This window comes from Microtetraspora sp. AC03309, from assembly GCF_020826795.1.
Taxonomy (GTDB): domain Bacteria; phylum Actinomycetota; class Actinomycetes; order Streptosporangiales; family Streptosporangiaceae; genus Microtetraspora; species Microtetraspora glauca.
This window is the reverse complement of sequence record NZ_JADDIL010000159.1, coordinates 1-5,457: the sequence shown is the minus strand read 5'-3', so window position 1 is coordinate 5,457 and position 5,457 is coordinate 1. Positions and strand designations below refer to the sequence as shown.

At 68.7% G+C, this 5,457-nt stretch carries 7 protein-coding genes; 4 read left to right on the top strand and 3 right to left on the bottom strand.

What is annotated here, in order from left to right:
- Positions 1–95: 95 nt before the first annotated feature.
- Positions 96–392 (top strand): hypothetical protein, encoded by a 297-nt coding sequence (locus IMZ11_RS41740; RefSeq protein WP_228648994.1) that lies wholly within the window; start codon positions 96–98, stop codon positions 390–392.
- Here the strand turns inward: IMZ11_RS41740 and IMZ11_RS41735 are convergent.
- The 3 genes from IMZ11_RS41735 to IMZ11_RS41725 form a co-directional block, all read right to left on the bottom strand.
- Complete coding sequence (locus IMZ11_RS41735; RefSeq protein ID WP_228648992.1) at positions 380–973, bottom strand: guanylate kinase; 594 nt, start codon at positions 971–973, stop codon at positions 380–382. The genes IMZ11_RS41740 and IMZ11_RS41735 overlap by 13 nt on opposite strands.
- Positions 970–2,007, bottom strand: a complete 1,038-nt coding sequence (locus IMZ11_RS41730; RefSeq protein WP_228648990.1) for an AAA family ATPase — start codon at positions 2,005–2,007, stop codon at positions 970–972. The genes IMZ11_RS41735 and IMZ11_RS41730 overlap by 4 nt, the downstream gene beginning before the upstream one ends.
- Before the next feature lie 285 nt (positions 2,008–2,292).
- Positions 2,293–2,652, bottom strand: a complete 360-nt coding sequence (locus IMZ11_RS41725; protein ID WP_228648987.1) for a winged helix-turn-helix domain-containing protein — start codon at positions 2,650–2,652, stop codon at positions 2,293–2,295.
- 143 nt (positions 2,653–2,795) lie between these two features.
- On the opposite strand from IMZ11_RS41725, the gene IMZ11_RS41720 reads away from it, so the two are divergent.
- The 3 genes from IMZ11_RS41720 to IMZ11_RS41710 are packed head-to-tail and all read left to right on the top strand — an operon-like array spanning position 2,796 to position 5,351.
- Positions 2,796–3,128, top strand: coding sequence for a hypothetical protein (locus IMZ11_RS41720; protein WP_228648985.1), 333 nt, complete (start codon positions 2,796–2,798; stop codon positions 3,126–3,128).
- Positions 3,128–4,501 carry an FtsK/SpoIIIE domain-containing protein gene (locus IMZ11_RS41715; protein ID WP_228648983.1) on the top strand — a complete coding sequence of 458 codons (1,374 nt, stop codon included), beginning with the start codon at positions 3,128–3,130 and terminating at the stop codon, positions 4,499–4,501. The genes IMZ11_RS41720 and IMZ11_RS41715 overlap by 1 nt, the downstream gene beginning before the upstream one ends.
- A gap of 37 nt (positions 4,502–4,538) precedes the next feature.
- On the top strand, positions 4,539–5,351 hold the full coding sequence (locus IMZ11_RS41710; RefSeq protein WP_228648981.1) for a DUF2637 domain-containing protein: 813 nt from the start codon (positions 4,539–4,541) through the stop codon (positions 5,349–5,351).
- Positions 5,352–5,457: the final 106 nt, after the last annotated feature.

Here is a 5,457-nt window from a genome sequence, read left to right as displayed (position 1 = left end):
GTGCCCGCCCCCGCAGAGGGCACTCGGGGGCGGGTGGCTCTGCGGGGGCCACCATCCCTCGTTCGGCCACCCCATGTGAGAAGGGGATCATCGGCATGGCATCAGACGGCCCGACCGGCGAGTATCACGGCATCCATCCCGCGCACCCGAAAGCCGGGTGGGAGAAGCTGCCATGGCAGGAATGCCGCCCGCGCGCGAGCAGGGTCCGGGTTCTTGAGCACACCTGCGAATGCCAGGACATCGTCTATGAGCTGTGCCAGGCCGGGGGTCTGCTCTTCACCCGCCGTCACTACCGCGCCTCCGACGGCACCGTTGTGAGCGAGAGCGAATGGCTGCGCTCTGTCCCCGCCCGGCGGCTGTGGACAAACATCCTGCTCGGTCACATCCGATGACCGACCGAACCGGCCCCCTCCCCCTCGGCGGACAGAGCGGCGAAAGCGCCGGCTATCTCCCGCGCCACCGCTACGGCATCGGCATCCTGCGTGGAGATCGACAGATCGAACGCCGCCGTCTCGGCGTGGGCAGTGAGGTCGGCTTGGGCCTCGTCCCACGCCTGGAGACGCTTGCCGGTGTCGGGGTCGCCTCGGCTTCGCGAACGCTGCTCGCACACCTCACGCGGGACCCAGAGCCGTACCCGCAACCAGTCGCCGCCGCCACCGGTGAGCTGGTGCAGGTCGGCGATGCTGCCGACATGCACGATAGGGACCTGTCCGGCCTCGGCCATCGCCTCGACGGTACGGGCGTCGACGGCGTAGGCGTTGCCGTACCGGCGGGTCTCGACCAGCAACCGTCCGGCCTCGCGCAGCTGCTCCAGGTGCTCGGCGGTGACGAAGTCGTACTCATCGGCGCGGCCGGTGCCGACCTTGAGCTTGCGGAGCAGGGTGAACCGCGGGTCGATGTCGGCGAGTGCGGCCGTGATGGTGCTCTTGCCGCTGGCAGGCGGGCCGTACAGCACGATGCCGCGCACCGTCACGCCAAGATCCGCTTGAGCGCTTCGCGGGTCTGGTCAGCGAGGCTGATCGCAGCGCCAAGCCGGTTGTCGACGGTGACGTGTGCCGTGGGTGGGCTGGCCTCGACGTTGAGCCCTTCGGCGTACTGGTCCCAGTTGCTCAGCTTCCAGGTGTCGCGGGCGGCGGCGCGGAACTCGATGTACTCGCGCATGGAGTCGGTGTCGCAGCGGACCCAGATCGCGGCTACGTCGATGCCCTTGGCGGCGCACCGGTTCTCCAGCCGGGTGAACCAGGCCTCATCCTTCAACTCCGAGATGAACGGCGCAGACAGGATGGTGGAGGTGCCGACGTTGAGGTTGTCCCACGCGGTCTCCATCAGGCACCGGTACTCCAGCGGACGAACCTCCTTCAGATACAGGTCCGTGTGCCGGTCGTGGGGGTCACCGCCGAGAGAGATGAGCAGCCGCTCGACGATGAAGCGGGTCAGCGAGTCCTTGTCCAGGAACGCCCAGCCGGTGATGTCGGATAGGAAGCGGGAGAACTCGGTCTTGCCTGATCCGGCGTAGCCGCCGACGAGGACGAGGATCGGTTTGGGGCTGCCTCCGCCGTGGCGTCTGCGCCAGGCGTCGACCACGCGGGTGCGTAGGAGGGCTTGTGGGGAGTCGCCGGGTTCGATGCCGCCGATGGAGACTTTGGTGAATGCTTCTTCGATGACCTGGGCGGCGGCGTTGTCGGTGGCGGGGTCCGTGGGCGCAGGCAATTCGGAAATCACGATTTCCGCTTTCTGTGATTCACCGGGCAAAGGGGGGCGGAAGCCTAGTTCGGGCTCCGTTGCCTGATAAAGCAGACAGTACGCGCGTCGATAGTGCGGGCCGGGGAAGATGGTTCCCTGCTCATGTCCCCAGAGTGTTTGGAAGTTCGCCGCCGGAACGGCAAGGCCGTGGCGGCCGGCCGCGAGCCTGAGACGCTCGCCCGCCGCCTCCAGGGTGAGGCCGTGCGCTTCGCGGTGTTCCCGCAGGCGGGAAGGGGTCCAGCCGGGTCGCTGGGTCGTCTTCATTGCATACCTTCGCCTTCACGCTTGGGGTGGTGGTGCGCGGTGTGCGGTCGTGCATGTGAAAACGCTCGTGTAAACGCCCGTTGAGACGGACTGAAAAAGCTTAACTAGATCGGCGTGATACCGGAAACCCGCAGCTCACGGTGAACTTGAGCCATCCCGAAAGGGCGAAAGACGCCAGGGATGAGCGAGGAGAAATGAGCATGAATGCGGACGAGCGGCGCATCATTCAAATGCTGGCCGAAATGCGGGCGGAGCTGGAGGAGTTGGCCTGTCGGGTCGCGGAGATCACTTCCGCTTGGGGAACACCGCCGACTCCAGAGCGGCAAGCCGATCCCCCAACTCCTTGACCGATGCGCGCATCTGCGTGAGCTGGTCCAGGATCTCGGCGTTGATGCCGGAGGGCTCGGGGGCCGATGCCGGGGCTTCGCGGACGAACACGCCCTTGCCCTGCTGGCCCACCACGAGCCCCTCGGTGCGCAAGACGCTGATCGCGGACTTGACCACGCTGGCGGAGACCTCGAACCGCTCGCAGAGCTGCGCGATGGACGGCAGTGCCGTACCGGGCGGCAGTGAGCCGGCGCGGATCTGGGCGCGCAGCTCGTCAACGATCTGCAGGTAGGCCGGTCGGCCGGTCTTCTCCACCATCGGGGCTCTCCTCGTCTCCGCCCTCCAGTTGAGCACACCCAGGTAAAGAAACCAACCAAGTCTGCGAAGCACTCCTTGACAACTTAGAATTCCAAGCGTTCCATGTATTCCAGGAAGTCTCACTCCGATCAAAGGAAACGATCATGCGCAACATCCCGATCCCCGTCGACGTCAGCCGGCTTTCCGTCTCCGTCGCCAAGGGCGCCCGGCCCCGGCTGGTGAGCAAGGAGACCGGAGAGGTCAAGCGGGACCGCGACGGCAACGTCATGTACGAGGTCACCCTCATGGTTGAGGACGAGTTCGGCCGGATGGAGCTCGTCAAGGTCAGCATCAGCCCCGAACCGCAGGTCTCGGCGGGGGACGAGGTGATCCCGGTCGGCCTGGTCGGCTACGTCTGGGAGCAGGCGGGCCGGTGGGGCATCTCCTACCGCGCCCAGTCCTTCACCCCGGTCACGGCCAGTGCGGGGGTGAACTGATGCCCGACATCCCCCGGCCGATCCTGCTCGCCGCCGCCGCCCTGGTCGTCCTGATGGCCTGGCGGCGGTGGGCGCCGGTCTCGTACTGGTACCTGCTGATCTTCCCGCGCAAAGCGGTCTGGCTGCGCTGGTCCTGGCGGCACGTGGCCTCCGGCTGCGGGCTCACCAAGAAGCGGCACCGCTGGTGGTTCACCACCGTCCCGGGCCTGGTCGCCTCGACCGGAGTCGTCCGGGTCAAACGGCGCTTCCAGCGGGTCGCGGTCGACACCAAGCCGTGGATGGGCCTGCCCCGCCCGGTACGGCATGGCTTCCGCATCACCTTCCACCTGCTGGATGGGCAGATCCCCGACGACTACGCCAAGGTGTGCGAGCGGCTGGCGCACGCCTGGCGGATCGAAGCGGTCCGCGTCGTCGGCTCCCGTCCGGGCCGGGTGACCGTGCAGGGGATTAACCGTGACCCTTTAGCGCACGTCGCTCCGGCCCTGGCTCCCGCTGAACCAGCGGACGGGTGGCGGGCCGAGGACCTGCTACGGCCGGTGGTCGGGGTGCTGGAGACCGGCGCGGCCTGGCGGATGGATCTGCGGCTGATCCCGCACTGGATGAACGCGGGAGCGACACAGTCCGGCAAGTCCAACCTGATCAACGCGCTCATCGTGGGCCTGGCTCCGCAGCCGGTCGCCCTGGTCGGGTTCGACCTCAAAGGCGGTGTCGAACTCTCGCCGTACGCGCAGCGGTTGACCGCGCTGGCCACGACGCGCGGGGAGTGTCTGGAGCTGCTGGCCGACCTGATCGCGGTCATGGGCGCCCGGATGCTCTCCTGCCGCCGGTACGGGGTGCGCGACATCTGGCAGCTCTCCGACGGCGCGCGGCCGATCCCGGTCGTGCTCCTGGTCGACGAAGTGGCCGAGCTCTTCCTGACCGCCGACAGAGCCGAGAAAGATCAGGTCACCCAGACCGCTACCGCACTGTTGCGGATCGCCCAGCTCGGGCGGGCGTTCGGCATCCATCTCGTGCTGTCGGGTCAGCGGATCGGCTCCGACCTCGGCCCTGGCGTGACGGCGCTGCGGGCCCAGATCGGCGGCCGGGTCTGCCACCGCGTGAATGATCCGGAAACCGCGGTGATGACGCTCGGGGACCTCGACCCCGACGCGCTGGTTGCCGCCCGCTCGATCCCGCCGGAGCTGCCTGGCGTCGCTGTCATCACCGGAAGCGATGGCCGCTGGTATCGCGCCCGATCCGGCTACGTCTCCACCTCTGCGGCGGAGCAGGCCGCCGACACCTTCGCCACCGTGACGCCGTCGTGGGCGCAGGTCGCCGCCTCCGGCCTGGGCCACGAGCTTCCCGCAAGCAGCAGTCCTGAGCTCGCCGCCTGACCGCCCACCCGACCCGCATGCGAAGGGAGTGAACAGCATGAGCATGACCGCGTCCCGCCTGGCGCTACGGCTGGCCGACTCCGGGCCGGTCCTGATCCTGGCCGCCATCGCCGGGGCCGGCAGCTTCACCCACATCCGCGACACCGCCACCGAGAGCGGACAAGAGGGCTGGATGGCCTGGGCCGTGGCCGTCTGCGTCGACCTCACCTGTGTCATGGCCGCTCGGGAACGCCAGCGGGACAAGAAGACCGGACGGATACGGCGGGGCTGGGTGTCGTGGCCGACGCTCGTCCTGGTCGCCGGGATCGTCCTGTCCCTGGCCGCGAACCTGCATCAGGCTGACCCGAGCGTGTGGGGGTGGCTGACCGCCGCGACTCCGGCGGGCGCGTTCCTGGTCGCGGTGTCGATGCTGGAGCGGCGTGCCTCCGGCCCTCATCTGGAGCCGTCCCCGGTCCCGTCCTCGGCCATCGTCCCGGCGTCCTCGCCGCTCATCGCCTCGCCGTACGCGTCGCCCGCCCTCGTCCCGTCCGGGGTCCCAGCTCCGTCCTCGACCGTCACGGGCTCGTCCTCGGCGTCGGCCTCTCCGTCCTCGACCGATGGCGGGCCGTCCTCTTCGGGCGATGGCTCGTCCTCCGTCCCGGCTCTCGTCCCCACCGACGAGGACGAACAGGACGACGGTCCTGGGCCGTCCTCGGCGCTCGTCGACTACGCCCGGCGGGTGGCCGACGAACACCACTCCAAGCACGGTCGACCGATCACCCGTGACTTGCTCCGCGCCCGCCTCGGCGTGTCCAACCAGCTCGCCTCAGACCTGCTCCGCACCCTGCGGCCCGCACCCGACGCCTTCTGAAAGGACCGACCACCATGCCGACCATCGACCGGACCGCCGTCATCACCGGCCTGCGCGCCCTGGCCGACTTCCTGGAGGCCAACCCCGCCGTCCCCATCCCCCGTAC